The sequence below is a fragment of the Methanospirillum stamsii genome (genome assembly GCF_003173335.1).
GTDB classification, from domain to species: domain Archaea; phylum Halobacteriota; class Methanomicrobia; order Methanomicrobiales; family Methanospirillaceae; genus Methanospirillum; species Methanospirillum stamsii.
On the sequence record NZ_QGMZ01000014.1, the window covers coordinates 74,842 to 98,195 of the forward strand.

Sequence of the window (23,354 nt, forward strand, 5' to 3'; positions counted from 1 at the left end):
ATCTTCTTATAGTCTGATTATGGTTGCATAAGGGATTCCTTCTACAAATTTGCAGGATTCCCTGTCTATTGCACCATGTTCGATAGCAAGAGTGATACATCGCTCTCCAAACATGGTAATATTATCTGAAGTATCTAAGGCTCGTCTTATCTCTTCTTCACTCGCCGGAGTATCACCAAAAAAAGCACTGGTAATGGATATTGAAACCGGCCCTTCATTCAGCGTCTTTCCAACAAGTTCACGGTCACATATTCCGACAACTTCCCGGTTTTCAGCCGACCGGTGAATACGAAGTAACATTCAGTATTAATCGGGTTATAGTGGGAGAAATACTTTTCAGATACTTTATATGGTAATATCTATCCCATAGAATTTCTTCGGGCTTTCCACATGAATCCGGTACACATCTTCTTCGGTAATATGTCCCTGCTCAAGGTATCGGTTGGTAAACCGGGGGACTGATTTTGGACCGATTACAGCACCGGGTCTGGAATTTTCATCCATATAATCACTTTCAAGGGTGAATGTTCTCTTTTGCCTGCAAAGTTCTGGTATTTGTTCCTGTTTTGCGATAATAGATGCAGAAAGCGGAGTATCAGGGCTGGCAAAATGCTTGATGACACGGCAGGGGTTCAACCCGGCTTTTTGTGCCATGGTAATCATATCCTCACAGGGTCCGGTTTCAGCATGGACCTGGATGGCACAGGATTCATCCGCTGCAAGCGTAAATCCATGGGTAAGCACCTGGTTGGATAGTGCCAAAATTTTTTCAGATACTTCGTAATGGGGACGGCCACTTTTAAGTCCTATGGCCCTTCCTTCCTGGACATATTGTGCCGCCAGCGTGAGACCGCCAGCCATTATGTCAGCGGCCTCTTCCGGGGTCATCCTTTCTGAAAGAACGGTTATTTCTGCCGGATGAACTCCGAGGAGGACAAAGGTTACAACACCGGTATCTTCGGTGATTTCTCTTGCAATCTCAAGGGTTTCATCAAATACTCCCCTAAAATCATCACCGGTAGTCGGATGAACACCTAGCGACCATGAAGGTTTTGTAACCAGACAGATATGTGTCCCGCCTGCCCGTTTAAACTCCTTTATTGCCTCAATCCCTTTTCCATTCCGGGGATCGATATGGATATGATCATCAAGGATTGGAAATTTCTGCGTCTTCATCCATCCACTCGATTCTCATCATGGGATATTCTCCTTCACGGGCAATACAGGCATGACAACTTGCCTGGTTTACCCGGACGGTAAGTTCGACATCAAACATCAGTCCGGAAAGTTCACTATATCCGAAGGAATTAGGAATCATGAGTTCTCTGTCCAGTCTGACAGATACATCTGTCATATATGGCTGCTGAATGTGCGCATTCTCTATTGCCTTCTCAAGTGACGATGCAGATTCGCGGGAGATTGGAGCCCCGACCCATTGATGATATAATGCTCCCAGTTTTATTCCTGCCTCAAAGGCTGCCCGTTCCCGGTCAGTAATCATACATTCTCATGAGGGACATAGCTCTATATAAGGTTCCTCAGTTCTGCCTGGTAATGAAAATATAGAAATTCATATGGTTAACTATCATGGCATCCAATCTGTACGCATGGCGATACATCCAATAGAATTTCGTTATGGAACCGAAGAAATGAAAGAGGTTTTCAGCGAAAACCATCGGTTCAATTCCATAATAAACGCAGAGATAGCACTTGCAAAAGCCGAAAGCACGGTCGGGATGATACCACAGGAAGATGCAGACATGATAGAGGCACATGCAAAGGCTGCATCACTTGAGCGTTCAAAAGAGATTGAAAACGAGATTCACCATGATATGATGGCAGTTGTCCGTGCGGTATCTGAAGTATGTGGTCCGGCCGGAAGATGGATTCACTACGGGGCAACATCAAATGATATCCTTGATACTGCAACCGGACTTCAAATCCGGGATGCACTGGATATTCTTGATGCAAAACTGAAATGCATTCTTCAGGTGTTGTTAAACCGTGCGGATAAAACAAAATATCTGGTCTGTATTGGGAGAACTCACGGGCAGCATGGGGTCCCTACAACGTATGGTCTTCGTTTTGCCATCTGGGCAAGTGAAATTGGAAGACATATTGAAAGACTTTCCCAGATGAGACCCCGGGTTTGTGTGGGACAGCTGACTGGTGCTGTGGGGACACAGGCCGCACTTGGAGAAAAGGGGATTGAGATACAGGAACATATGATGAAATATCTTGATCTCTCATCCGTAGATGTATCAAACCAGATAATCCAGCGTGACCGGTATGCAGAATATTTTTGTTTCCTTGCAAATCTGGCAACAACCCTTGATAAGATAGGAGTTGAAATCCGGTCTTTGCAGCGGACAGAAATCGGAGAAGTGGAAGAGGCATTTGGTTCAAAGCAGGTAGGTTCCTCTACGATGCCACATAAGAGAAACCCGATCAAAAGTGAACAGGTCTGCGGTCTTGCACGGATTGTCAGGTCAGCAGTTGAACCGGCGTTTCAGAACAATACCCTGTGGGATGAGCGGGATCTAACGAACTCTTCTCCGGAGCGTATTCTGTTTCCCGAAGCAACGATTCTTACAGATCATATTTTAAAAGTCATGACATCAGTGCTTGATGGGTTAAACCTGAGAGAAGACAGGATAAAACAAAACCTTTCCATGCTCCATGGTATCAACATGGCAGAATCTGTCATGATAGAACTGACCCGGAAAGGAATGGCCAGGCAGGATGCCCATGAAATCATCAGGGAAAAAAGTATGGAAGCTCTCTCGGCCGGACAGTCCCTTGCATCACTTCTTGCAAAAACCCCTGAAATAACGAAATATATCAAACCCGCTGACATTGAAAAACTGCTCTCTCCGGAAGAATATATTGGAACATCAGTCCGGCAGGTCGAACGGGTAATAAAAAAATTATCCGTTTTTATCTAAAAATCAGTTAAATATTCCGGTATAAATGGAACCATACCGTTCAAATTTAAAGTCGGTCCGGGTGATTGGCTCAGTGGAAAAAATCCATTCTCCTTTTGGTTCAAGGTAATCAATTGATGCGTAAGCATTTCCAATCTGCTTCCCGTCAGCATTGAAGAGGTTAAATGTGATGATTATGACATCAATGGTCTTGTCATCAAGGTTTTTTATCTCACCTTTGATATATGCCTTATCCCGGGAAACCCGGTCTATATAGGTCTTCCTGATTGAGAGATTTACCTGGGTGTCTTCAGATGTTTCCACATAGCCGTAGGGCCGTGAGATATAACAGGTTCTGCCTCCGGAGTCTTCTTTTTCGATGGTATTCTGTATCCGGTAGTTTACTGAATCATATATCGGAAAACTTTTTCCTGCATCTTCAATCGAAAAAACCTGGTCTGATACCACCGTACTTGTGCCAATATACATAAGGATGAGAAAAAGGGCTATTATAAAACAAAAAATAACTCCTTTCTCGGAGATGAATTTCATATCTGTCCACCAATTCTCAATTTTTTATATTCATGCACCATACTACATCAACCATTTATGAAATAAATGTCTCATAGGTTTACTATGCCAATAAGACTACCGATATATATTGTAGTTCTCCAATGAGTATAGGTATCTAATTCAGGCAGAATTTCAACACCAGAAAATTGAGAATTAATAGGATAGTAATGTACCCTAATCGCATTGAACAGAATATCATTTAATCAGGGAAAATTTTCGGTTTATTCATGAAACTTATCACTATACCAATAGTAATCATTATACTTTTCTGCATTTTCGCAGTTTTCACTCCAGTGCTTCTCCTCCAGGCAAGTGAGCCGGTTCTCTCCCCTGAAATCCGGGTTTCCGGAGCAGAGGTATTAGCAGAGATTTCGTCCTTTTTGGGTAGATATGACTCCGCGATAGAACTCTATGACTATCTAATTGGTTTGAATCCGGATTCTGCGCAATATTATGGAAAAAAGGGACATCTCCTTCAGATTACCGGAAGACCTGAAGAGGCATTATCTGCTCTTGACGGGGCAATTGCCCGTGACAAGGAAAATCCTGATTACCTTCTCAAAAAAGCAAGACTGACCCGCTCATTAAAACAGACAGACGTGTCTGGAGAAACATATGCCCGTATAGATCAGATCTCTCCAAAAAATGCACAGGAGTTTGTGCTGAGTGGAGATGCTGCTCTTGACCGGGGTATGTATCTGCGGGCATATGAAAATTATTCGCGTGCTGTGAGTGCAAATCCAACTGATGGTGCAACCTGGGAAAAATTTGGTGATGTAATTTTTACCCTTCTGACCATCTATACCGGCGGATTAGATGCAGATGAGAAATTTAAAGAAAAAGATCTCTATACAGAAGGTGTTCAGAGTTATGAAAATGCCATCCGTCTGAATCCTTCAAAAGAAAATGAAATCCGATTAAAATTGGAGAAGAGATCAGATTCTTATATGCCCCACTCCATTGCAGAACTTGAATCACGCTATACCAGGTATCGGTATCTGGGATAATTTTTTTACTCTATATGAATAGCAATAAATTTTTTCGGTGTTTAATTCCAGGCATTATTATTCTGCTTTTTTATATGGGATGTCCGGCATCCGCCGAATCCGGGAAATCATTTGATGAATGGAAAGAGATCCTTGCAATCGGAGATGACATCGATCCTCTTGTCGGGGCAGAACTAAAACTTACCGTGAATCCTTCCCGGTATTATCAGATTACTGGAGATGAAATCGTTCTGAATGGATCTCTTACCGGAGTATTTGGTCCTTTTCAGGACACGCCTATTATCATTGAGGAATGGAATAAAACCGGATCACGAACTGAACACGAGGTTATCACAGATAATTACGGTTATTTTTATCTCAATACCATATTAGAAGAAGATGGATTGCACCAGTTTCAGGCAAATCTTACTTCCTCCTCTGAAATCTTAAAAGAACCCCTCAAAAGTGAAAAACTTGAGATTGTGTCTAATCCCTGTCCTGATGGATTTTGTCTATTTACCGATGATGTCAGCAAAAACACATCTGATTTTGAACAGGTAATTTCCGGTGAACCTGATAACACGACTGGATCTGTATCGCTGTCTGTTTTTCCTTCCTTTTTTTATCCAGGGGAACCGGTTTTGTTATCCGGAAAGGTACTTGATGGTACAGACATACCTGTTCCATATTCTCGGGTTCTTCTTCACTTGAATAGTGCCGGAGATGATATCTCTACAGAAGGTGTTATTGAAGGGTTTACAAGCAGGTCAGGTTTGGTCACATTTAACCTATCAGTTCCTGGACCGTATCCCATATCCTGTGTTCTGGAATATTCTGGGAATAATAAGGGTTCATCACTATGGTCAAATTACGTGACTCTAACCCCGACAATATCAGGGATTAACCCTCCGGTAAAAACAATCTCTGATGAAGAAGGACTTGAACTTTCAATTAAGGACACCACTATTCCTTCTCTTCAGAATATGACTTTGTATGGATGGTATAAAAATAATGATGAATCTGACCGGAAACTTCAGGTTCTTGAACTGGTCTGGTATAATTTTGGTGGAAAATTCTGGGATAATTATCAGAATAGTAGTGATATCCTGACAAATCAAAACGGCAAATTTGAATGTCAGATCCCTGCACCTGAGACAACCGGAATGTATCTCCTTAGTGTAAGAAAACCCGGTAATACGACCCGGAGTCCTTTGTATTCAGATGTTCAGGTGATTACTGTTATATCTTCCGAGTCTGCTGAAGAGGCGGTTTATTCTGAAGAATTTCCTGTTCTCCACATTACAAGTGACCAGTCTTATATTTATGAGAACGAAACTCTGAATCTCTCTCTTCGTTTTTATTATCCGGATAATACTCCTGTGCCAGGCACTCCTCTTAATCTGCTATTTTCAAACAATGGTATTGACTGGACACCGCTACCCGTTGATAATGTCATGACCGGTCCGGATGGTACAGCACCGATTCTTCTGAATCCTGACCGGGCGGGATACTGGTATTTCCGCGCCATTGCAGAAGATGACTCTCTAAATCTTATCAGTTCGGAGACTTTGGTAATTCCGGTTCTTCCCTTTTCCGGAACCTGAAAACAATTTTTTGAAAAAAAAGGGAGATTAAACCAGTCCGAAAACATGGAGAATCATAAGAAGAATTGCTCCTGGTATTCCGGCAATTGCGCATACAAGAACTGATAGCCACCCTATTTCTATCTGTTCAAATCCGAGTGCCGGAAAGATATTCAAAACCTTCACAACTCCGAGTAATAATAACCCTACAATTGAATTTACAATCAGTTTCACGATATTATTCAGTAAATGCCAGAGGACTATAAGCACAATAAGGCATACAATGATAAGAAAAATTGTAACTATCATCCCATACTTTCTCCAGATATTAGCATATTAACCTTTCAGAACCAAATAGGATAAGTAAATATTTCCAGGATGACTCTGACAATTGATGAATTACTGATCCTAATTCATGAATTGAGTCAGGATATGCTGGTAGGAGTCTGATAGGTGTGAATGCAATCCGGTTTTTCCGGATATATGATATCGGAAAAGAAATTGATATAACCCGTTTAGAGACTGCTCTCGCCAGAAGTTATTATACTGCCAGGGCTAATTTTCAGCGGATTAAACCGAAATCCATCATGATTGAGGATCCTCCGCTTTTTTTGCGTATGCATCCGGCAGAAGTGACGATTGGAGGTATACGATATGATCTCCAGGCTTCAGCCCGTATTTTTGACATCGGTGCAATAAGTCTTTGTTTTGTTCATGAATTTGATGAGAATGCCTATAATAAAAGTCTTGAAGAAATTGGGTTAATATTTGCCAATGATGAGGCAATTACGGACGTATTCACTTCATATCTTGCCAATCTGAAAGAAATACTCAGTCCATATATCTCTGATATCTCAATTGATGCCTCGTTTTTTGAAGATTATTTTATTTATTTTACCGATAACCTCCAGAGTACTCCTGACCCCGCAGTACTGCTTATGGGAGAAGACACGAAGTTTTCCTCCCAGATGCGGGAAGAGGTGCTAAAAAACAGTATGAGTTATTCCGTGGATGACATCATTTATCTCTCATGGGGGGCAGCATTTATAAAAAATTCAGAAATTCCAACTGATTTATTTGATTTAATAGAATATGCAAATGTTCAGGTGCTCGAGTTACGGTATTACGACCAGGTGTTATCACGCAAAATGGAGAAAATGTATGATGATATAGAACTTGCTGATAAATCTACCTGGTTTTCCCGAATACGCCTGTATCATCAGATCATGGCAGATCTTATGGAAATTCATGCAGACGTATCTGAAATTACTGAAAAAGTAAATAATCTCATAAAAGTTACCGAAGATGTATATTATGCCCGTGTTTATGCAACTGCATTAAAGGTTCTCAGAAGTCCGCTCTGGAGTGATAGTGTTAATCGGAAGATACTGGTTATTCATGAAAATTACTCGATGCTTTCGGATGAAGTCCGCATACAACATTCGAATTTCCTGGAATGGATAATAATTATATTAATTACACTTGAGTTTGTTCTTGCAATCTGGCAAAGTATCAGGTAAGACAGAGATGATTCAAAAGGAGGCGATCCGATCTGAACTCCGGGAAAGAAGATGGAGTATTCCTGAAGAAGAACGAGAAAAAATGAGCAGGAAGATCTGTTCTTCTTTATCTGGTGTCATAACTCCGTGTGAGTCCGTTCTTGTATATTGTGCAAAAATTCCGGAAGTTGAAACATGCTGGTTTATTGATAATCTTCTTTCTCAAAATCGGGATGTTATTGTTCCAATTATAGAAAAAGAGACGATCAGTCTTCGTCTTTCATATATAAAATCACGAGACGTTCTGCTTCCTGGAACTTTTAACGTTCCAGAACCGATTGGGAATGAAATTCCTGCATCTGCAAAGGATATCACCTGCGCAATTATTCCCATGCTTGGATATGACCGGACAGGGGGGAGAATCGGGTATGGAGCCGGGTATTATGATCGGTTTTTATCAGACAATCCATATATAAAAAAGATAGGAATTGCATATTCTGCACAGGAAGTTCCCTCAATACCGGTACAGCCACATGATATCAGAATGGATGTTATTGTCACTGAAACGTCTGTAATCCGGTGTAATGGTGGACAATTATGACAGTAAAATCTGGAATCCGGCTTGAGGTCCGGCGTGCAGCTGAAGAAGATGCTGGGAAAGGTCTTGCACGGATTCATCCTGCAGTAATGCGTGCCCTTGGTATTGTAAATGGAGAATTTATTGAGATACTTGGGGCAAAAAGGGCAGTTGCTACTGCCTGGAGTTCACAGAGTACCACTCATGGCAGAAATGACATTGCAATCGATGGAGAGATTCGCAGTAATGCCGGTAGTGGAATCGATGAACGTGTTATTGTCCGGCGTGTTACGGTGCATGATGTCCGGAAAGTTGTTCTGCAACCGGTAACAAGCATCTCTCTTAATAATCCCGAGATTCTCCTGGCAAAAAAACTCCGGGGCAGACCGGTTATTGAAGGTCAGACCGTACGAATTGATCTTATTGGTAACACTGTTACTTTCGTTGTTGCTATGATTGAACCCAGGGGAACCGGGGTTGTAACATTTACTACTGAAGTGGTCCTACACGATACTCCTTATAAAACTGAAGAAAAAAAGAAAGAAGAGTTATTAATTCAGTATGAAGATATCGGAGGTTTATCCCGGGAGATAAGCCTGATTAGAGAGATGGTTGAGATACCTCTTCGATATCCCCGTATTTTTGAGCATCTTGGTATTGATTCACCAAAAGGTGTGCTGCTTTACGGGCCTCCGGGAACCGGGAAAACTTTGCTCGCCCGTGCGGTTGCCAGTGAAGTGGAGGCACATTTCATTCCTCTTTCAGGCCCCGAGGTAATGAGCAGGTATTATGGAGATTCGGAGAAGAAGATCCGGGAAATTTTTGAAGAGGCCCGTCAGAAAGCTCCCTCGATAATTTTTATCGATGAAATAGATTCAATTGCAACCAAACGCCAGGATACTACCGGGGAAGTAGAGCGGCGTGTCACTGCCCAGATTCTGACCATGATGGACGGTCTTGCAAGCAGAGGCCAGGTTGTAGTTATTGCCGCAACCAATATGCCTGATTCCATCGATCCTGCTCTTCGCCGGGGCGGCCGCTTTGACCGCGAGATAGAGATTGGCATACCTGACCGGGCCGGAAGACTGGAAATTTATCATGTGCATACCAGGACTATGCCTCTTGCCGATGATGTGGATCTGGAAAATTATGCCGAGACAAGTTATGGGTTTGTCGGAGCCGACATAGCGCTTCATTGTAAGGAAGCTGCCATGCATGCACTTCGGGGTATCATGGGTTGGATGAAAGAGGATCAGGAGGTTCCTGCTGAACTGATTGATTCGCTCATGATAACCAATTCCGATTTCATGGAATCCAGGAAAGGGATTGAACCTTCTGCAATGCGTGAGCTTTATGTTGAAATCCCTGAGGTTCCCTGGGAAATGGTGGAAGGTCTTGATAAAGAAAAGCATGAGATCGAAAAGATTATCGAGTGGCCTGTTCACCGGCGGGATGCATTTGAAAAATTAAAGATCAAACCTCCCAAAGGAATTTTACTATTTGGTCCTCCGGGGACGGGAAAAACATTAATTGCGCGTGCGGTAGCGGCAAAGTCAAGGATGAATTTCATCTCAGTGAAAGGTCCGGAACTGCTCTCCAAGTGGGTTGGAGAATCTGAAAAGCAGGTAAGAGAGGCATTTCGAAAGGCGCGACAATCAGCTCCATCAATAATATTTTTTGATGAAATTGATGCTCTTGTTCAGAAAAGAGGTCAGGAGCATGCCAGTTCACGTGTCGGAGAGAGTGTACTATCCCAGATACTCACGGAAATGGATGGAGTTGAAGATCTTTCCGGTGTTGTCATCATTGCTGCGACAAATCGTCCTGACCTTCTTGATCCTGCCCTGCTCAGACCCGGACGACTTGAAAAGCATATTTATATCAGACCTCCTTGTGTAGAAGGGCGAAGTGCCATACTCCGGTTATATCTTAAGGATCTCTCTTCTCTTCTGGACCCGGAAATTGATTATGATGCTCTTGCCAGGGAAATGAAATATTTTGTAGGTGCAGATATCAATGCGTTTGTCCGGGAGGTAAAGATGAACCTCCTTGATGACCTGTTTACAAAAACCAAAAAGACAAGTGATGTTCCGGTTATTACTACCGATTCGCTGCGTGAGGTACTGAGTAATATGCAAGGAACACTGGATAACCGAAATCTTGAACAATTTGAGGCTGGAGCCTGGGCACTTTTGTATCCAAGGACGAGGCAGCAGATCCTTTATCGTTCAGCATATATTCTGCATCAGGTGGAACGTGCCGGATTAACTCAGGAATTATCACCTGAACTTCTGGAAAAAGCCGCAGAACTCAGAGATTTAACATTCTGGCAGGAAAAGGATTTTGAGAGGATTGAAGAACTGATAAGAAAAGTCGAAGAAAACCTTCATCCATAACTGATTTTAACCGAATAAAAAAATAGCTGAGGAACTTGATAAGTGATAAACCCCAAGGAATAAAGGAGAATAACATATATGAATGATACCCCCCCCGAAGATTTTCACAATATGGAAGATTTACTTCGAAAAATCCTCTCACAGGCCTTTGGACAGGGACAGATTAAACCTGGTGTAATCGGCGTGAATATTATCATGGCCGGAAACATTCCGCCCGGGTTTCCCTTTCCGGGAAGTTCAAACTCAGGTAATGATGTCCGGCACCCCCCCATTGAAGTTGTGGAGTGGGACGAGCGGGTTTTTGTTACCTGTGAATTAAAAGGACTGGTGGATGAACACGTAAATGTAGCGATCGCAGAAAATACTCTCCATATTATCGGATTTAATGGACAAATCAGATACCGGAGTTCTGCTCCATTGCCTCCGGTTGTTGAATCATCATGCACAAGAAGTTTTCAAAATGGAGTTCTTGAACTCGTGTACATGGTCAGAAATCCTGATTCTCCCGATGCAGTTCTTCAGGTGCAGGCAGGAGAACCGGTTCAGGAAAGTGAACAAACATCAAATGAAGATACGAGTTAATCTTATCCGTATCCGGTTATTTCATATTTCCAATCAGAAGAGGAGAGGCGGCATTCCTTTCCATGCGTTACCATTTCTTCAACCATTTTTTTAAGCATAGCTGGAAAAACCGCTCCGACCCGGGTCTGAACCGGTTTTCCTCCACAAAAGAACATAAACGTCGGTGTTGCCATAACACCATATCGTTCTCCGATGTACTGATATCTGACCAGGTTTAGTGTGATGAAATCAACTTCAGTACCGAAATCTTTTGCAAGTTCTTCAACATGAGGTTGTATTCTGATACAATGACTACATGAAGGACTGTAAAACATTACAAAAACCGGTTTATTACTATGTTCTACTCTATTTTCCCATTCTTTATCTTCAATATCCAAAAGATAATCCGACGTCATAGAGATTCATAACTTGATAATGGTATATATATCTTCATTCGTTCAGAGTTCCCATGATATGATATGAAATCACGTGATCTTTATCATGCTCTTATATCATCAGATTCTGAACATAATCCCCATCGTCTTGAAGCATTTTTTGATGCGGTCTATGCTATTGCACTCACTATCCTGGTACTGGGTATTTCTCTTCCCGAACACAGCCAGTCGCTAACAATATTTCAGATATTTAATCTGATGATTCCACAATTATATCATTTCGCTCTTGCCTTCTTTATATTGGCAGCCTTCTGGATTGCTCATCACCGGTTTTTTATTTTCATAAAAAAGGTAAATCCGATGTTTATCCGTATCACCTTTGTCACCTTATTTATCACCTGTCTTCTTCCCTTTACCTCAACCCTTGCAGGTGACTATCATACCGATCCTACCTCTGTAGTGTTTTTCTATTCCAATCTTTTGATTCTGGGGTTATTATTCCTAGTGCAATGGTTATATGCTAAAAAAGCCGGTTTAACTATACACGTTCCGGATGATATGTCACGGTACATTATTGTAAAATTGTTATTTGTACCAATTATTGCAGGTATAGCAATTATCGTTGCTTTTTACAGCACTGTGTTAAGTTCACTCTGTTTTCTTTTGATAGTGCTTAAAAATATTTTCATGTTGCCTTTTTTGCCTAAAGAGACTGAAATAACAGGAAATTCACCGGAAGATATCTCTGAAGATGAGATTTCTATCCGGCTTGAAAAAGATCCGGGTTTATCTCAACTTCTTACTGAGGTATCTCATGAGATGGATCTTACCCGGGAAGATCTGCTCCTGAAGATTTTACAGAGATGGAAAGACGAAACAGAAGTAAATGTTGGAGAAAAGGGAAAATTGTGCCAACTTTGATTTCATGATTCTAAACTTTTTTCATCATCAATCATGCCGTTATTAAATAGAACGAAGTATAACGTGTATTCCATGGCTGATGAATCGTATCGAGAAACTGAAATAGACGGACAGATGGTCAAATGGGATCCGGACCAGATACGAAAAATCCAGGAACATCCCTGTTATAGTGAAAAAGCCAGTCACACATTTGGAAGAGCCCATCTCCCCGTTGCTCCAAAATGCAATATTCAATGCAATTACTGTATAAGAAAATTTGACTGTGTCAATGAGAGCCGTCCTGGTGTTACAAGTGTAATATTAAATCCGCAGGAAGCTCTAGAGAAGGTCAGAGATATAATCAGTCAGTATCATTTTATAAAAGTTATCGGTATTGCAGGCCCCGGAGATCCTCTTGATAATGAAGAAACATTTGAGACGTTCCGGCTGGTTCATGAAGAATATCCTCATCTTATTCTTTGTGTCAGTACAAATGGTCTCCTTCTGCCTGACAAAATCGATCTCCTGGAAAAATACGGAGTCACCAATATCACCGTGACTATGAATGCAATTGATCCGGATATTGCTGCTAAAATATATCAGTACATTGACTTTAACGGCCGCAGATATTATTCAGGCCATGAAATGGGTGAGATACTGGTGTCACGACAACTTGATGGCATAAAAAAAGCAGTCGAGAAAAAGATGCTTATCAAGGTCAATACCGTATATATTCCTGGAATTAATGATTCACATATTCCTGAAATTGCAAAAAAAATCAGTGAAATGGGAGTTTTCATTCATAATATCATACCACTCATTGCCCAGGCAAAATTTGCACATATTACTCCTCCGACAATGGAAGAGAAACTGGCTATGCAGGAAAGATGTAAGCCGTATGTCCGGCAGATGTCACACTGTCAGCGGTGCAGATCTGATGCAATTGGGTGTTTAGGAAAAGATATTAATTCCTGTATGGGTAGAAAACCCTGATCTGATTTGCCGGAAACAGATCATTTTTTAACCAGGCCTTCCAATATTGCGTACCCCCGACAACCTGTGGCGGGAGGAAACGGCATGAAAAAACTCCTCCCTGTACTCTTTATCCTACTTTTGGTTATTGCATGTAGTGGTGAAGAGAATGAGTCCGTAGATACTATTACGATAGATGACCTGCTCAAGGAAAATGATTTCATCCTTGCAGAGGACTCGGGCAATATTACTGCACTCCAATTCAGGTCATTAATTTTCTTTAATGACAAGCAATACCCTGAAGCAATCAATGCCTCTGAACAATGCCTGAAAGTTGATCCGACATGCAGTCTTTGTTGGCATATCATTGGAAGTTCGTGGGGATTTTTGAACCAGCCTGAAAAAGCTGCTGAAGCATTTCAAAAAGTCGTTGCATTAGATCCGGATGATCCTATCCAGTATAATATTCAGGGTGTTGCGTTATCAAGGACTGGTGATACAACCGGTGCAGTTCATGCATTAGAGAAAGCCATCCAGATTGATCCCCGGTATGCTGCTGCCTGGAACAATCTGGGTGTCACCTATTTTGGTATGGATGATATCGGAAAAGCACTTGAAGCGTTTGATCGTGCCATTGCTTTGAAACCGGATGAACCGGAGTTTTATTCTAACAAGGGATACGCCCTTCTTAAAAAACATGATTACAGTGGGGCCCTCTCCTCAGCAAAAACTGCCAGGAATATTGATATGACCTGTGTTCCTGCCTGGTTTGTTTCAGGTGAAGCCCAGTTTAATCAAGGAAATTTTAAAGATGCTTTTTACTCTTTTGATGGTGGTTTTAATGCCCAATCAAATAGTGAATTATGGTATTATCAAGGCTCTAAAAACACCCAGATAACAAGTGATCTGCAGGCAATGGATGCATATTATAGTGCTGTTGCGAGTAATGTCAGATTTACCGGTTTATGGGACCGGACAACTGTCATTCAATACAAAATTAAACGGTATCAGGATACTCTTGATCTCTATGATCAGATATTAGCCATTACTCCTGATTATCCAGCAGGATGGAAGAACAAGGGTTTTTGCGCGATAAAATTAAGCAGGTTTGAAAGTGCAAAGGATGCATATGAGCGTGCAATGGAATCATTTCCAAATGATCCAGATGTACTCTCCGGATATGGATATGCCTGTGGTATTCTTGGTGATTACCTGAAAGCAATGAATAATATTAATAAGGCAATTGAACTGGAACCTGCTTCAGCTTCCGCCTACCTTTATAAAGGATTGACATATTCGTATTATGGTCAGCGGGAAGATGCAATATCTGCCTATAAGAAAGGATTGGAATACAATCCACACGATGCCGAACTCTTTGAAGCATTATCTGATGTTCAGTTTAAAAATGGTGATACTCTGGGTGGAATAATAAACTCAGTACGTGCAATTATCGGATTTTAAGACTGTTATGCATGATACTGACCGATATCTGCATCTGCAATTCCAAGTTCCTTATCAACAGATACAATTATCCTGTTTAGAAGTCTTTTCACATCTGTATACATCTCTTTGTCAACCGGTCCTCCGGCCTGATGCCACATGACTTTTTGCCTGAGAAGATCTGTTAAAGTTTCAACCTCTGTTCCCTTGAATTGGTCCGGAAGAATGAATTCGGTAAAATAGTCCTGAACTCCGGGCCATGCCTGTTCAGGTGGAAGAGAAAATTTCACCACCAGATGGCTGATATTTACCAGAAAACCTCTTCCAAATTTACTTCCCGGTTTGTTTGGAACCATGGATAATAATCAGAAATAATGAATTAAGGATTTATCTATTCAGTATTGAATGGATACCTGCTTTCATGAGGATTGAATACGCAGGTAACATCCGTGGATTTACCATGAGGGCTGCAGCAAGCCTGGATGGTCTGTCCATATCTCCTTTAGAGACAATGAGATTCCTAATTTTTTCATGAGACAGAGTGCTGATTAGTTGTTCCATCTCTACAGGAGATATTTGTCTACGGATATTGAATAATGAAAATCCTTTCCGAATTTCATGACCAAAATCTTTTTTCCAGGCCTTCTCATATCGTGCCATCATTGGTATAGTGTAATTATCCTGCTCAATGGTTTTAATAGCAACATCAGCAGCATGTCTTGCTGATCTGCAACCAGTGTAAACTCCACCCCCTGAAGTAGGTTTAGCCATTGCTGCTGCATCTCCGCAGATCAAAATGCGTTCATCATATGTTCTGGATTTTAGTCCAAGTGGTATTGTCCCGCTTACAAAGTGAGTACATCTGTCCTGGTACGGATGGATGAAAGAAAAAAACCTGCTTCTGACATCTTTAATTCCACAAAGGCCCACTCGTGCATGATCTGAATCAAGTGGAATTATCCAAGCGAAAAAATCCGGAGATGCATTGGGAAAAATATGTACCTGTTCCCTGATGACTTCCATATTGACATCACATTGAAGGCCGGAGAGATAAACCGGGGCACCGGGGATTCCAAGGGCTCTTGATATTACACTTCGGGGACCATCTGCGGCAATGAGCATAGAATATGAGATATCTTCCTTTCCATTGAGTCCGGAAACGGTTATGGTATGTTGTGTGCGCGAGATGTTTTTTGCGATGGTTTTTAATTGTATTTCTGCTCCGGCATCTGCACTATTCATTGCCATTTCACGGTCCAGGATACCACGGTCTACGACATAGGCCATGGTTTTGCCGGCATCAAAAGAACAATGTGCATTTCCTGCTCTGATATCTGCTCCGGAGACGGTGTTCATGACTGAAGTGGAAGAGACTTCACATTCCTCAAATGCGTGATTTGACAAAAGACCTGCACACTGGACCGGATACCCGATATGTGCCTGCTCTTCCAGAAGAAGCGTTGAGAGCCCGGATTTTGCACAGATCCTGGCTGCTGTGGAGCCGGTAGGCCCTGCTCCGACTACAACTACGTCATACTTCCGCTCCATCATCCGGTATGTACTCTTCCGGCCGGCCTATCAACCCACCGGAGTCATACATTTGTGTTCATGATTCCAATGGTGTAGGCAGATGGAATCAGAACCTGAATTCAAATATAAACAATGTATCATAATTCGCAATGATGTGAAGATGAGTTGTGGGAAACGTTGTGCCCAGGCAGGACATGCTGCAATCGGGGCGTATGAGAAAAGTTCTCCGACCTTAAAAAAGGCATGGCTTTCTGAAGGTCAGAAAAAAGTGGTACTGAAGGTCAATGATCAGCGGGCATTATTTGAGATAAAAACCCTGGCTGAAACTGCTGGAATTGCCGCTGTTCTCATTCAGGATGCAGGAATGACCGAGATTCCTCCCGGAACAATAACGGCATTAGGACTTGGGCCTGCGAAGAGTGAAGACCTTGATAAAATCACCGGTTCGCTTTCATTATTATGATAAAAAGTCCCTGGGATATTGACAAGGAGCTTGGATTATGGTGGTATTCTACCGAAACACCGGGGACTGGCGGTAAACTGCGGACAGTACCTGAAGATTTCTTAGTAGAAGAGATTGGCGATCACCCTGATAGTTCCGGGCCGTACCTTCTGTGTAAACTTACCAAAACAAACTGGGATCAACACCGGGCAATAAAAGCAATCGCATCAGGCCTTGGTATGAGCCACCAGCGAATAGGGTTTGCCGGAACAAAAGACAAACGGGCCATAACAACCCAGTATATCTCCCTCTTTAAGGTAACTGCTGATGATATTGAAAAGCTTACAATCCCTGATATCGCGTTGACTCCTCTTGGATTTACTCAGCATCCCATTGATCTCGGAGACCTGAAAGAAAACAGGTTTTCAATTCGGATTAGAAGCATTGTTGACAAAACTCTCTATTCCGGATTTAATGAATTTCAGAATTCATTAGATGAGGGTATACCTAATTATGTGGGATATCAGCGTTTTGGTGTTACGCGCCCGGTTACTCATCTCATCGGTCTTGAAGTACTCCGGGGTGATTTCCAGGAAGCAGTACGAGTAATGGTTGGAAAACCAGGGACACATATGGGTGAGCATGAGAGAGAAGGAAGGGCCTGTTATCTTGAATCGGGTGATCCTGCTGCTGCACTTCACCTGCTGCCACCCCGCCTCTCTCTTGAACGATCTGTCTTACATCACCTTGTTGAAAAACCAGGTGATTATCTGGGAGCAATCCAGTCACTCCCACGAACTCTTCGTTCGATGTACGTGAGTGCGGTTCAGTCATGGTTTTTTAACCTTACACTCAGTATACGACTGGAAGAAGGTCGGTCTTTGACTGAACCGGATACTGGTGATCGGCTTATCTGGCCGGATGGTCGGACAGATCAGATAACATCTTCAACACTCCGGGCCGCAAAGGTTCAGATCAAACGGGGCACTTGTTCGATAAGTCTTCTTCTTCCGGGCGGAAAATTAATTCCGGAAACCGGGGCGGATGACCGGATTATTGAACATATACTTGAAGAAAATGGAATAAAAACGGAGATGTTTGATAAGATGTCTTCAGTTTTAAATACTACCTTTGCCGGATCATTTCGCTCGACAGTAATGAAACCGCAAATAGATCATCATATTGAGGACGAAGATCTTTGTGTCCGGTTTTCGTTACCTCCCGGACATTATGCAACAAGTGTTCTTCGTGAATATATGAAGGCTGATCCACTCAATATGACTTAAATTAAGATTTGAGCACGTGCCATCTGGTGATGAGATTCTCACCAGCAAGGAACTGCTCATCAAGTTTTACTTTTAAGAGGTCGGTTACATCTCGTGGGTTAAGACCGGTAACAAGAGAGGGCGTATTCTCTCCTCCGGCAATAAATGGCAGATGTATCAATAATAATTCGTCGATAAGACCCTCCTGAAACATCATACCATTAAGCGTTGAACCTCCTTCTATCATCAGGCGCCTGATTTCATATTTTTCATAAAGAATTTTCATCAAATAAGGAAGGTCTACTTTTCTGGAACCACAAATTTCAACCTTTGCTCCCTTTTCTGTGATTTGTGTGATATTTTCTTGTGTTGCAAGTTCAGAAACAGCAATTATCGTTTCTGCATCCTGAGAAAAGACATTTGAATCCGGAGATATCTCTCCTTTGGATGAAGGAACAACACGAACCGGGTTTTTACCCGGAACATGCCGGACGGTAAGAAAGGAGTTATCGATTCGTATTGTATTGGCACCGACCATGATTGCATCAGAATCGGCTCGTACCTGATGGAGAAGAACCTCAGCCTCATGAGACATGAACTGCATCAGAAGTTTGGATGAGGCGCCCTTTGTTACGGTTAATTTTCCGTCAACGGTAACTTCAGATACGAGTGTTACATGAGGACGATTAAGATGGCCGGACATACGTAGCAATACTATTGGATTGATACAGACTAATAAATGATGTTTTATAAAATTTCGATAATTCGTTTATCAATAACCTATTGAATAAAACTTCAGTTTCTCCTGAATCGGCAGACATATCACTAATGGATTATCAACGATTACGTGAAGAATGAATATTACTGCATTTCGGTATAAATTTGTCCGGTATCTAGAACCGATCGCAGAAGTATGTAAAAGAGCAGGTCTTTCCCCAAATATTATAACCATTTTATCCATCATTGCCGGGCTTGGTTGCGCTATTTGTTATATCCTGCATAATTTTATTGCAGGAAGTATCCTTTTATTCTGTTCAGCCATTCTGGATTTGGTTGATGGTTCTGTGGCAAGGATGAGCGGTAGGGAAACACCCTTCGGGGCGGTTTTTGATTGGATTGCAGATAAATATGTGGATACCATTGTTCTCCTTGGTGTTGGGCTATCCGGCATTTCGATTATCTCTGATATTTTTGGAGTTTCACATCTCTGGGATTTTGCTATCGTTGCAATTGCCATCATCGGTTCAATGATGAATACCTTTATAAAACCGGTAACATATGCTGAGATAGGATTTACAAAAAGAGTTGATGGAAAAATAGATGATCCGCTTGAAGGAATTGGGTTTTTTGGAAGGCCGGAAACAGTCCTGGTACTTATTCTTGGAGGAATATCTGGATTTATCTGGATTTCAGTCCTGATAATTGCGGTTTGTACCAATCTGTCCGCTCTCCAGAGAATTATTTATCTTTACAGAAAATTTTCCTAATCTCTTTTTCATAAGTTCCGACAAGTGAAGTAGCAAATTCTCCTAATTCCGGAATGAGCCTGAAAAGACTATATGCCAGAATTATCAGGAATATAAGGGCAATTCCTTCAGCAAATATATTGTGTGCCCAGAAAAAACTGGAAAAACCATACTCAGAACTGCCTGAAATATCCGGAAGCCATGAGAACATCTGGCTGGTGTATGTCATGATAACTCCAGCATTCCTGAAAAGATTCAGGATGTAAATAACCGGAGCGATAAGTAAAAATGCCTGGATTTTTTGTTTTATGGTGGTCGGGACTGCAGCAGCAACACCCAACATAATTGCAATTGCCTGGATGCCCGTACAGGCAAGAATTATTTCCACTCTGAAAAAACCATGCTGGAATGTATTCCATAATACTATATCCACGGGATATTGAAATAATTCAAGAACTATTGTAGTTTGCAAAACAACAAGAGAGATCAGGAAATTTCCAATTTCATTAATAAACGCAAATGGCGCATAAATTATAAAAGCAACTCCTGCTGCCCGTGTCAGATTTAATACTGCTTCATTTTCTCTGAAAAGTAGATGAATGGTGATAAAGAGGAATGGTATGGATAACACAGCCATAACTGGGTACATGATGTTACTCTCTTCCATCCAGGCAGGAAGGCCAGATATAAACGCACCTATTATTGAAATCCATGCAGCAATCGCACAATATTTTCTGCTTTTTCCCGGGATAAAAAACAAAATAAAAAAAGTGCACGAAACTGGAATAAGAAATTCAAACATTTGCCTAATAATCTGAAGGGCGAACAGATATTTTTTCTGACCCATCTATCCGTCAATTTTGATGGGAGGATCTAATCTTTCTACATGTTATAAATGTATCTTTATCAGACCTTAGTATATGTTTTGTGAGAAGTGCGGTAAATTACTCAAAAATAAAGGTGGTTCGTTCGTCTGCACCTCCTGTGGTTGGGAAAAAACTGGTGCGGGCGATGCAAAAATGAAGATTACAGATAAAAGAAAAGAGAAGGAAATTGTAATCGTTGAAGATGTCGAAGCAATCCGCACTCTTCCGACAATTGCAGTCAAGTGCCCGCATTGTGGGAATGGAGAAGCCTTCTGGTGGCTTAGGCAGCTGAGATCTGCTGATGAAAGTGAAGTCAGGTTCTTTAGATGTACAAATAGTAAATGTAACCACACCTGGCGTGAATATGATTAAGCATTAATATCTATATCAAAAAAATAATTTTCTTTTTATTTTTCTCATTAATTTTTAAAACGAGCCGTCTGAAGATTGATGTCCTGACATCAAAGAAAAAAACCTGATAAGAGTTTAGAATTTTCTCCCTTTTGTTCTTCTATTTGATGTCATTGACCTTCTGGACTGTACAGAAGTTCTGAACCGGAGGGATTCATTTACCAGACTCTTTACCCACGAATCCACGGATACCTCAATCTCTTCCGGGGTAAGGTTGAACATACACGGCCATCGGATTAAATCTGATAATTCAGATAATTCCCATCTTCTGGATTCATAATCTTCCCGTTCATCTTTAGCCAGGTTGCATCTTCCCTCACCACAATTGGTGGTATATACAAAAAAGGCACAAACCGAGCATGGCCGTATCTGACGTTCTTCTGCCGGAGTAATTGACATGGTAAAATGTTGAGGTTGATTAAAGGCTGTTAGTCTCCAGGAATAAGAGAAAACCAGCTATCATCAGAGCCATTAGTATAACAACTATCCATCTTGGTAAATGAATAAGTTCCGGAATTGTTTCAGCAGAGAAAATTTTTATTGAAAGTATTTTTGAGTTGATTGCCGGATAAAAATGAGCGAAAATCCCGGTTCCAATTAATATTCCGACTGCACCACCAACCAGTGCGTCAAGCTGGCCCTGACCGATTGCTCCTGCGACTGTTCCCGGACAATATCCAAGTAGTGCAAATCCGACCCCAAATATTAAACTTCCAATGATACTGGAACCGACTGAACCGGTTGTGGTGTGAAAATGTATCCAGCCAAGACTTTTCATCAGATGAATGCCAATCATGCCGACAATCACTGCAGTTCCCATGACTTTTATTACCGTAAAATCTGTCAGGAGTAATTGATGAATGATGGTATCATAGGATGTTACTCCACCTTTTTGAAGGCAGAATCCAAATCCTATCCCTATCAGAAGACCCAGCATTTTTTGTATCGTTAATTGGGAATGTAATCTTTCAAACATGATTTTTTACTCACAAAGAAAAAATAATCGTTGCCGTAAAAATTCCTGCGATAAAAAACCCCATTACTGCAACCAGGCTGGCTAATGACAATTGGGATAACCCGGAGATTCCATGACCACTTGTACATCCCCGTGACCAGCGTGCTCCAAGCCCCATGAGAATGCCTCCGGTAAGAGCAAAAATGAACCTGATTAGAATGTTGTCACTAATATTTAATTCGAAGGTATCGGGAATGAAAGAAAAATGAAATGTTCCAGATATAAAAGAAGAAATGAAACTTCCACAAACAATACCCACAATCAGCATAACCTGCCAATCCACCTCTGGTGGAAAAAGTTTAAAATATTCTTTATTCCTGACCTTTTCTCCTGATAATATGCTCTCAATCATACCGGATATACGAGAAAAAGCAGTACTACACCCAAGTGGTTTGTTTGAGAACAAAAATGAAAACCAAAGTAATATTCCAATGCCTGCACCAGCAATGTATGGTGACCACCGGGGTTCCATTAACAGTTCAATCATACCTCTCACTTATCTTCCTAATACAGATTTGATTAGTTAGATGTTTTCAGTTAAAAAATTACGTTTCGATAATAAATAACGGATTTAGTTGTTAAGAAAACAAATTTAAGTATCCTTTTTTCTCCTCATTAATGAACCGGTTGAATTACCCTGTGGAATAGGTATTGTTTTATTGATTTTCAAATGAAAGATGTACTATGAAATTTTCTCTACCTACGGGTCTGTTAATATTTATTTTTCTTTTAAGTACCATTAGCTGTGGTACGGCTGATTTTTCTTTTTCTCCGATACATACGATAGGAGATGATATCGTCATTGAGGGTTTTACTAATTTTAATGCCGATAATACTGTCCTCGTGGAAGTCTGGCCTGCTTCATTTGGTCCAAAAGGGAAATATGAATCGTCCATGACCGGAGGAGGTTCTGTAATGGTACCTGTTACCCAGGGGAATGATTCAGCGTACAGATGGAGTGCAGTCTTTGAATCGGCTGAATGGGAACCTGGTATGTATATGATACGTGCGGAGGTAATCGGAAAAGATTATGCCGAAACCGGAACCTTTTCCCTATCAGAAGGTATCCCTGTGGATTCAATAGGAGATAGCGAACTGGCAATCTCAAATGAAAGCGAAAAACATGACATTATCACTCCGGTCATTACTCCTCTATCTGAAACCAATCGGTCCGAAAATATGGCTCCTGAAAAACCTGCAGAGCCTGTAGAGACACAAAAAAGTGGATTGGGTTTTCTCACCATTGGAATATCTGTAATGGTCTTTATACTAGGATATGTTGTTGTCAGTCGCCAATAAATTCCTGAATCTGTGCTTTAAAGTATTTTTCAACCTCAAGCATTACATCTTTTTTTCCCCTTGCTGCGATAAGATTACGGGTATCACTATCCATATTTGCAAATGATAACTGCTCTTCGCGGTCTACAAGTTCAATATCGAATTTATTCATAATATCCCGGATAATCGTCCTGGGTGTTCCGGGGGGAAAAACGAGGTCATAGAGTTGCTCATCTTCCATGCTTCATTCGTTTACAATTAAACATGGATGAGCA

At 41.4% G+C, this 23,354-nt stretch carries 29 protein-coding genes; 15 read left to right on the top strand and 14 right to left on the bottom strand.

Annotation, left to right across the window (positions count from 1 at the left end):
* Positions 1-6 precede the first annotated feature (6 nt).
* From DLD82_RS06950 to DLD82_RS06960, 3 genes are read right to left on the bottom strand one after another with little or no spacing between them, the layout of a single operon-like run.
* Positions 7-300, bottom strand: coding sequence for a DUF424 domain-containing protein (locus DLD82_RS06950; protein WP_109940390.1), 294 nt, complete (start codon positions 298-300; stop codon positions 7-9).
* Positions 301-345: 45 nt separating this feature from the next.
* Positions 346-1,176, bottom strand: a complete 831-nt coding sequence (locus DLD82_RS06955; protein WP_109940391.1) for a TatD family hydrolase — start codon at positions 1,174-1,176, stop codon at positions 346-348.
* Positions 1,148-1,501: a dihydroneopterin aldolase family protein gene (locus DLD82_RS06960; RefSeq protein ID WP_109940392.1), complete on the bottom strand. Its 354-nt coding sequence runs from the start codon at positions 1,499-1,501 to the stop codon at positions 1,148-1,150. The genes DLD82_RS06955 and DLD82_RS06960 overlap by 29 nt, the downstream gene beginning before the upstream one ends.
* A gap of 106 nt (positions 1,502-1,607) precedes the next feature.
* Between DLD82_RS06960 and purB the strand changes: the two genes are divergently transcribed.
* Complete coding sequence (gene purB / locus DLD82_RS06965) at positions 1,608-2,945, top strand: adenylosuccinate lyase (protein ID WP_109940393.1); 1,338 nt, start codon at positions 1,608-1,610, stop codon at positions 2,943-2,945.
* A gap of 3 nt (positions 2,946-2,948) precedes the next feature.
* On the opposite strand, the gene DLD82_RS06970 is transcribed toward purB, so the two are convergent.
* The gene (locus tag DLD82_RS06970) at positions 2,949-3,476 is read right to left on the bottom strand and encodes an FxLYD domain-containing protein (protein ID WP_109940394.1); all 528 of its coding nucleotides are present in this window, start codon (positions 3,474-3,476) and stop codon (positions 2,949-2,951) included.
* A 248-nt stretch (positions 3,477-3,724) separates the two neighbouring features.
* Here DLD82_RS06970 and DLD82_RS06975 point away from each other — a divergent pair, with 248 nt between their 5' ends.
* Both DLD82_RS06975 and DLD82_RS06980 read left to right on the top strand, forming a co-directional pair.
* Positions 3,725-4,504, top strand: a complete 780-nt coding sequence (locus tag DLD82_RS06975) for a tetratricopeptide repeat protein (protein ID WP_109940395.1) — start codon at positions 3,725-3,727, stop codon at positions 4,502-4,504.
* 14 nt (positions 4,505-4,518) lie between these two features.
* Complete coding sequence (locus DLD82_RS06980) at positions 4,519-6,087, top strand: peptidase associated/transthyretin-like domain-containing protein (protein WP_109940396.1); 1,569 nt, start codon at positions 4,519-4,521, stop codon at positions 6,085-6,087.
* Positions 6,088-6,114: 27 nt separating this feature from the next.
* Here the strand turns inward: DLD82_RS06980 and DLD82_RS06985 are convergent, their stop codons facing one another.
* A complete protein-coding gene (locus tag DLD82_RS06985) occupies positions 6,115-6,375 on the bottom strand; it encodes a pro-sigmaK processing inhibitor BofA family protein (RefSeq protein ID WP_109940397.1) in 261 nt (86 codons plus the stop codon).
* Between the two features lie 146 nt (positions 6,376-6,521).
* Between DLD82_RS06985 and DLD82_RS06990 the strand changes: the two genes are divergently transcribed.
* From DLD82_RS06990 to DLD82_RS07005, 4 genes are all read left to right on the top strand, one after another.
* Positions 6,522-7,586, top strand: a complete 1,065-nt coding sequence (locus DLD82_RS06990) for a hypothetical protein (RefSeq protein WP_109940398.1) — start codon at positions 6,522-6,524, stop codon at positions 7,584-7,586.
* Positions 7,587-7,593: 7 nt separating this feature from the next.
* Positions 7,594-8,166, top strand: coding sequence for a 5-formyltetrahydrofolate cyclo-ligase (locus DLD82_RS06995; RefSeq protein WP_109940399.1), 573 nt, complete (start codon positions 7,594-7,596; stop codon positions 8,164-8,166).
* The gene (locus DLD82_RS07000; RefSeq protein WP_109940400.1) at positions 8,163-10,538 is read left to right on the top strand and encodes a CDC48 family AAA ATPase; all 2,376 of its coding nucleotides are present in this window, start codon (positions 8,163-8,165) and stop codon (positions 10,536-10,538) included. Before DLD82_RS06995 ends, DLD82_RS07000 begins: the two co-directional genes overlap by 4 nt.
* Before the next feature lie 78 nt (positions 10,539-10,616).
* Entirely contained in the window at positions 10,617-11,120 is a 504-nt protein-coding gene (locus tag DLD82_RS07005; RefSeq protein ID WP_109940401.1) for an Hsp20/alpha crystallin family protein, read from the top strand.
* A gap of 2 nt (positions 11,121-11,122) precedes the next feature.
* Here DLD82_RS07005 and DLD82_RS07010 read toward each other — a convergent pair whose 3' ends face one another.
* The gene (locus DLD82_RS07010; RefSeq protein WP_109940402.1) at positions 11,123-11,515 is read right to left on the bottom strand and encodes a thioredoxin family protein; all 393 of its coding nucleotides are present in this window, start codon (positions 11,513-11,515) and stop codon (positions 11,123-11,125) included.
* A 63-nt stretch (positions 11,516-11,578) separates the two neighbouring features.
* Here DLD82_RS07010 and DLD82_RS07015 point away from each other — a divergent pair, with 63 nt between their 5' ends.
* The 3 genes from DLD82_RS07015 (at position 11,579) to DLD82_RS07025 (ending at position 14,827) form a co-directional block, all read left to right on the top strand.
* Positions 11,579-12,415 (top strand): TMEM175 family protein, encoded by an 837-nt coding sequence (locus DLD82_RS07015; protein WP_109940403.1) that lies wholly within the window; start codon positions 11,579-11,581, stop codon positions 12,413-12,415.
* 72 nt (positions 12,416-12,487) lie between these two features.
* Positions 12,488-13,387 carry a nitrogenase cofactor biosynthesis protein NifB gene (nifB, locus tag DLD82_RS07020; protein WP_109940404.1) on the top strand — a complete coding sequence of 300 codons (900 nt, stop codon included), beginning with the start codon at positions 12,488-12,490 and terminating at the stop codon, positions 13,385-13,387.
* 84 nt (positions 13,388-13,471) lie between these two features.
* Positions 13,472-14,827: a tetratricopeptide repeat protein gene (locus tag DLD82_RS07025; protein ID WP_146199720.1), complete on the top strand. Its 1,356-nt coding sequence runs from the start codon at positions 13,472-13,474 to the stop codon at positions 14,825-14,827.
* Between the two features lie 5 nt (positions 14,828-14,832).
* Here the strand turns inward: DLD82_RS07025 and DLD82_RS07030 are convergent, their stop codons facing one another.
* Both DLD82_RS07030 and DLD82_RS07035 read right to left on the bottom strand, forming a co-directional pair.
* Entirely contained in the window at positions 14,833-15,162 is a 330-nt protein-coding gene (locus tag DLD82_RS07030) for a hypothetical protein (protein ID WP_109940406.1), read from the bottom strand.
* A 31-nt stretch (positions 15,163-15,193) separates the two neighbouring features.
* Positions 15,194-16,357 (bottom strand): NAD(P)/FAD-dependent oxidoreductase, encoded by a 1,164-nt coding sequence (locus DLD82_RS07035; protein WP_245920390.1) that lies wholly within the window; start codon positions 16,355-16,357, stop codon positions 15,194-15,196.
* A 79-nt stretch (positions 16,358-16,436) separates the two neighbouring features.
* Between DLD82_RS07035 and pth2 the strand changes: the two genes are divergently transcribed.
* Positions 16,437-16,799, top strand: coding sequence for a peptidyl-tRNA hydrolase Pth2 (gene pth2, locus DLD82_RS07040; RefSeq protein ID WP_109940407.1), 363 nt, complete (start codon positions 16,437-16,439; stop codon positions 16,797-16,799).
* Positions 16,796-18,064 (top strand): tRNA pseudouridine(13) synthase TruD, encoded by a 1,269-nt coding sequence (gene truD, locus DLD82_RS07045; protein WP_109940408.1) that lies wholly within the window; start codon positions 16,796-16,798, stop codon positions 18,062-18,064. Before pth2 ends, truD begins: the two co-directional genes overlap by 4 nt.
* 1 nt (position 18,065) lies before the next feature.
* Here truD and DLD82_RS07050 read toward each other — a convergent pair whose 3' ends face one another.
* Positions 18,066-18,746, bottom strand: coding sequence for a RibD family protein (locus DLD82_RS07050; RefSeq protein WP_109940409.1), 681 nt, complete (start codon positions 18,744-18,746; stop codon positions 18,066-18,068).
* Positions 18,747-18,897: 151 nt separating this feature from the next.
* Between DLD82_RS07050 and DLD82_RS07055 the strand changes: the two genes are divergently transcribed.
* Entirely contained in the window at positions 18,898-19,530 is a 633-nt protein-coding gene (locus tag DLD82_RS07055) for a CDP-alcohol phosphatidyltransferase family protein (protein WP_109940410.1), read from the top strand.
* Here DLD82_RS07055 and artA read toward each other — a convergent pair.
* Positions 19,502-20,356 carry an archaeosortase A gene (artA, locus tag DLD82_RS07060; RefSeq protein WP_394339581.1) on the bottom strand — a complete coding sequence of 285 codons (855 nt, stop codon included), beginning with the start codon at positions 20,354-20,356 and terminating at the stop codon, positions 19,502-19,504. The genes DLD82_RS07055 and artA overlap by 29 nt on opposite strands.
* A 73-nt stretch (positions 20,357-20,429) precedes the next feature.
* Here artA and DLD82_RS07065 point away from each other — a divergent pair, with 73 nt between their 5' ends.
* On the top strand, positions 20,430-20,747 hold the full coding sequence (locus DLD82_RS07065) for a transcription factor S (RefSeq protein ID WP_109940411.1): 318 nt from the start codon (positions 20,430-20,432) through the stop codon (positions 20,745-20,747).
* A gap of 114 nt (positions 20,748-20,861) precedes the next feature.
* On the opposite strand, the gene DLD82_RS07070 is transcribed toward DLD82_RS07065, so the two are convergent.
* Genes DLD82_RS07070 through DLD82_RS07080 form a run of 3 tightly spaced genes read right to left on the bottom strand, consistent with a single transcriptional unit; the run spans position 20,862 to position 22,288 of the window.
* Positions 20,862-21,185, bottom strand: coding sequence for a hypothetical protein (locus DLD82_RS07070; RefSeq protein ID WP_109940412.1), 324 nt, complete (start codon positions 21,183-21,185; stop codon positions 20,862-20,864).
* A gap of 19 nt (positions 21,186-21,204) precedes the next feature.
* Positions 21,205-21,762, bottom strand: a complete 558-nt coding sequence (locus DLD82_RS07075) for a YeeE/YedE thiosulfate transporter family protein (protein ID WP_109940413.1) — start codon at positions 21,760-21,762, stop codon at positions 21,205-21,207.
* Between the two features lie 10 nt (positions 21,763-21,772).
* The gene (locus tag DLD82_RS07080) at positions 21,773-22,288 is read right to left on the bottom strand and encodes a YeeE/YedE thiosulfate transporter family protein (RefSeq protein ID WP_109940414.1); all 516 of its coding nucleotides are present in this window, start codon (positions 22,286-22,288) and stop codon (positions 21,773-21,775) included.
* A 197-nt stretch (positions 22,289-22,485) separates the two neighbouring features.
* Here DLD82_RS07080 and DLD82_RS07085 point away from each other — a divergent pair, with 197 nt between their 5' ends.
* Entirely contained in the window at positions 22,486-23,100 is a 615-nt protein-coding gene (locus DLD82_RS07085; RefSeq protein ID WP_109940415.1) for a hypothetical protein, read from the top strand.
* Here the strand turns inward: DLD82_RS07085 and DLD82_RS07090 are convergent.
* Positions 23,087-23,320: a hypothetical protein gene (locus DLD82_RS07090; protein WP_109940416.1), complete on the bottom strand. Its 234-nt coding sequence runs from the start codon at positions 23,318-23,320 to the stop codon at positions 23,087-23,089. The genes DLD82_RS07085 and DLD82_RS07090 overlap by 14 nt on opposite strands.
* Positions 23,321-23,354 lie beyond the last annotated feature (34 nt).